This window comes from Sandarakinorhabdus sp. (assembly GCF_031422795.1).
Classification (GTDB): domain Bacteria; phylum Pseudomonadota; class Alphaproteobacteria; order Sphingomonadales; family Sphingomonadaceae; genus Sandarakinorhabdus.
Genome location: NZ_JANPML010000101.1, coordinates 1 through 4,411, shown reverse-complemented (window position 1 = coordinate 4,411; position 4,411 = coordinate 1). Strand labels below are relative to the sequence as shown.

Sequence of the window (4,411 nt, the reverse complement as noted above, 5' to 3'; positions counted from 1 at the left end):
CGTCGGCCGCCTTTTTCGTGTCGTCTGACGGCGCGGCTCCGCCGCGCTCATTCTTTCGGTCTCTTCTTCCCCGAAAGCGGACTCGGCGGCTTTGCCGCCGGCCGCCTCAATGCTGGCCCGTCCGTTCCGCCAGGATATGCTGCACCGTCGGCTGCATGCGCGCGTTATAGCGGGCCAGCACCGGATGTTCGCCGCCGGCACAGAAATGCGTGATCAGGTCGCGCCCGGTCCAGTAATGCAGGGCATAGCCGGGCAATTCGGCCACGATCATGTCACGGCCATCGGGATTGTCGCCATCGATCTCGCGGAAATCGATCGCCACCTGCGGCGCCGCTGACGGGCACACGGCGAGTGTGGTGCCATGCCAACCAGTGACGATGGCACGGTGAAGGTGCCCGGTGATCATGCGGATGACCTGCGGGTGACGTCGCACCACGGCGGCCAGCCGCTGCACCCAGGGCGCATCCAGATCTTCGGTCATCCAGCCGTTGCCGGTTTCGATCGGCGGATGGTGGAGGACGAGCACCGTGGGCCGGCTGTCTTCCATCAGTGTTTCGTCCAGCCAGGCAGCCTGCTCGGCGGTCAGCGTGCCGCCATGATGGCCTTCCTCCAGTGTGTCGAGCACGACAAAGCGCATCGGGCCGTGCACGAAGGCATATTGGACATGGCCGGTGCTGCACACCGGGACTTCCGGGAACACGCTGCAGAAATTGTCGCGCAGATCATGGTTGCCCAGCGCCAGATAGACCGGGAACGGCAGCCGATCGGTGATCATCTTCAAGGTCTGATACGAGGCGATGCTACCGTTTTCCGTCAGGTCGCCGGTGGCCAGCAGCAGATCGGGCTGCGGCGTCAGGGCGAGCAGTGTTTCCACCACCTCGTCAAAACGCTTGCGGTTCATTTCCGCCGGATCGTCCGGCTGGAAACCAAGGTGGATATCGGTCACCTGGGCAATCAGCATCGCGCACACCCCTGCGGCCGTTCCCAGTATCGGGACTGTCCCGAAAATGGCCGTCGCCCCAATAGATACGGCATTTGTCGCAAACCTGACGCACGCCCGTGCAGAATGCAAGCGCAGCCTTGCATCAAGCCGGAGTCTGCTTGTGGCGGTTGGCGGCAACCCGGGCCGGCGCCGTGTGCCCGGCGGGTAAAGCGCCCGCCGGCGCCACTCCATCGTGATAACCGTGGCAGGTGTCGCAGCTGGCCCCGGCCTTGGCCGTGGTGCTGAGCAGCGTCTTGGCCGGCGCGCCGTGGCATTCGCGGCAATTGGCGACGCCGGGGATGTTCACATCGGTGGAGGCCTTGGATTTCACCACGCCGGTGTGGCAGGCGACGCAGGCGGCCTGGCCGGTCTTGCTGTCATAGCTTTTGTGTTTGCCGTGTGGAAACTGGCCTTGCGGCAGGTAATGATCGTTGATGCTGACCGGTGCGATGGCAAAGCGCCGAGTCAGATCCACAGCGCCGGTGTCGGTGATGACATGGCATTCGGTGCACAGGCCCTTGCCGGTGAACACGCTGACCACGGCGGCCTGGGCGCGGGCCGCCGGATTGCCACCGGATAGCGGCGGCGGCGCTTTGCCGGGCAGGCGGCGATCAAAGCTGAGGCGTTGCACACCAGCGCGCGGGGCGAAGCTCTCGGACAGGGTGAAATCACGGATGATGCCGGCCACCTGCGCCGGCTTGCCGTGCGGCAGCGTGCGAACCGTGCCGCCATCACGGGCAAAGGCCAGATCATGGCAGGCGCCGCAATTGGCTTCCATGTCGATCGGTTTGAACCGCAGCTGGTCGCTATCGGCCTTGTGGCAATAGCTGCAGGGCAGGGCGCCATCGGCGCCCACGGGCAGTCGCTGTTTCTGCGCCATGTTGGCCACGGTGTTGGTGGCAGACTGGTGGATGTCGTGTGGGTAGATCAGCCCGGATTTCTCGCGCGCGCCGGCCAGGGCGGTGCGGGTGAAGACCGGCTTTTCCAGCGACGGCGACGAGACAAGAGTGGCGCGGAAATCGGGGTGCTTGGCCCAGCCCGGCACATTGGCCACGGCCGTATCGGGCAGGCGTCCATTCAGGCCACTGTGGCAATCGGTGCAGAAGCTTTCCGCCACCGTCATCACGGTGGCTTCGCCTTCATGTTCCTTGTGGCAGCTGGTGCAGCGGCCCTGCGGCAGGTTGAAACCCTTGTGGGCGACCGCCAATGGTCCGGATTCGGGCAGCAAGCCCTTGGCCATGCGCGCCGGCGCGGCGTGATCGGGCAGGGCTGCCGGCGTGTGGCAAGCTTGGCAGGCACCGTCCGTCACGCTGACGAAGGCCTTTTGGTGACAGGCGCCGCAATTGTTGGACAGGCTGGCATGGGCATTGGACAATGTGCCGCTCGACCAGCTTTCATCGGGTGCAAAGCCGCCGGCTGCCGCTGGCCGCGCGGTCGGCACGGTCAGCTTGCCATCGCCAAAGGCCTGGCCCGGCGTGAGCGGACGCGCGGCTTCGGCCACCATGTCCTTGGGCAGAGCGGCCTGATCTTCACCGATGAAGTGGAACAGCGGTACCAGGAACAACAGCACCAGCACCGCCAGCGCGCCAACCCAGGCCATGCGCCGCCGCGTGGGCATGGCGCCCGACAACGAGAAGATGCTGGTTTCGTGGGCGGCATCGGCCGCTTCGATCGGCGGCACCACGCGTTCGGCGGTGATGGCGACGGCGCCATTTTCGCCGGGCGACAGCGACAGGCGATAGGGTCCAACATCGATTGTGGGATTGTCGGCCACCGTCAGATCGGCGCGGGTGACGAACTTGCCGCCCACCTCCACCGGCACGCCGCCGGTGGTTTCCACACTCACCTTGCCGGCGGTGATCTGCACCAGCCGCGCGTGGCGCAGCATGACAGCCAGATCGGCCAGCTGGATATCGCAATCCGTGCCTCTGCCAACGGTCAATTCGGCCTGCACAAGTGTCCGGGTGCGAATGATGTCCCCACCATCGGCGCGCTTGGCGACCTGGCGAACGATGAAGCTCATGCCCGCCTCTCCCTTACCAGTACAGGAACACGGAAATGATGTGGGCCAGCAGCGCCGCCAGCAACGCGATGGTTACCGGCACATGCACGTACAGCCACAACTCCAGTTGGGTTTTCATCCTGATATGACGGCGGGCCTGGGCCAGCGCCGCCTCCTTGCGCTCCAGCAGGAACTGGATCTGCTGCAGGCGTTCATCGCCCCGGCCCGACCGCATTCCAGCCATCACCTTGTCGGCTGTAGCTGCCAGCGCGCGCGCATTGCCATCTTTGGCATAATTGCCGAACAATCGCTGACGCAAGGATCCGGCGATGGTGCATTGTTCCAGGCTCATCCGCACGAATTCGGCATCCTCGCCGCCCAGCGGCTGAGCGGCGGTGTCGAGCTGGCGGTCCAGCGTGCGGATCGCTTCCAGCATCTGCAGCTGGGTAACCTCGCCGCGGTTCGCCGATAGCCGTTCCGGCAAGGTGGCATACAGGCTGATGCCCCACAGGCCCGACAGGATGACGATCATCATCAGGGCCCAGGCCAATGTGTGGACATTCCAGCCGAGCTGGAAACCGGTGTGTAGCGTGCCGACGACAATCAGCGACAGGCCGAGATAGACGTGGGCACTGGTCCAGCCCTTGAGGCTGAACGGCTTGGAGCCGATGACGCGTTTGCGCACGCCGAGCAGCGACAGCCACACGATCATGCCGGCGCCAATCGTGCCAAGCGTATAGCCCAGCCAGGTGCCGCCGTTGTGGCGCGGGATGGGATCGGTGAGCAGGTAGGCGCCCAGCGCGACGAGGCTGAGCGTCAGCGCCAGCTTGGCCCAACGGCCACGCTTGTGGGTGAGGAAGCCTTCGTGGGCCGTGTCACGCGGGGCGCGAGTGACGGCCTTGCCAGACATCGTCTTCTTGGCAGAAGCGGTGCTGGCCATCAGCGGTCCTCCCGGCTCATCAGGGAAACGCTCAGGAACTGTTCGGGCGAGACGCGGATGGCAGCGCCGGTCGGGCAGGCGCGCACGCAGGCCGGGCCGCCTTCCTGGCCCGAACACATGTCGCACTTGATCGCCTTCTTGGCCTTTTCGGCATAGGCCGTGTCGTGCTTCCTGGCCCATTTGGCGCTGGCTTCGCCCGGACCAGGCCCGCTGCCGAACAGGAACCAGCTGAGCAGCCAGGGTTTTTTCGGCGGCACCTTGTCCATGCGGATCACGCCATAGGGGCAGTTGCGCTGGCAGTTGCCGCAGCCGATGCAGGTATCGTCGATGAAGACCTCGCCATCGGGGCCGCGATGGATCGCATTGGGCGGGCAATCGGCCATGCAGTGCGGATGTTCGCAGTGACGGCACGATGTCGGCACGTGGAGGTGAGCGAAGGTCTTGCCCGCCTCGCGGTCGAGACGGCTGAGGCCTTCGTGACTGTCGG

Annotated in this window: 4 protein-coding genes; all 4 read right to left on the bottom strand. The window is 65.4% G+C overall.

The features are described 5' to 3' along the window. Window positions 1-106 precede the first annotated feature (106 nt). Window positions 107-961, bottom strand: coding sequence for a phosphodiesterase (locus tag RMO81_RS03970; protein WP_310474447.1), 855 nt, complete (start codon window positions 959-961; stop codon window positions 107-109). A gap of 124 nt (window positions 962-1,085) precedes the next feature. Continuing rightward, entirely contained in the window at window positions 1,086-3,005 is a 1,920-nt protein-coding gene (locus RMO81_RS03965; RefSeq protein ID WP_310474446.1) for a cytochrome c3 family protein, read from the bottom strand. Between the two features lie 13 nt (window positions 3,006-3,018). Then, a complete protein-coding gene (locus RMO81_RS03960) occupies window positions 3,019-3,924 on the bottom strand; it encodes a hypothetical protein (RefSeq protein ID WP_310474445.1) in 906 nt (301 codons plus the stop codon). Then, window positions 3,924-4,411, bottom strand: a 488-nt coding sequence (locus RMO81_RS03955; RefSeq protein ID WP_310474444.1) for a 4Fe-4S dicluster domain-containing protein, incomplete at its 5' end; no start/stop codon positions are given. The genes RMO81_RS03955 and RMO81_RS03960, both read right to left, overlap by 1 nt.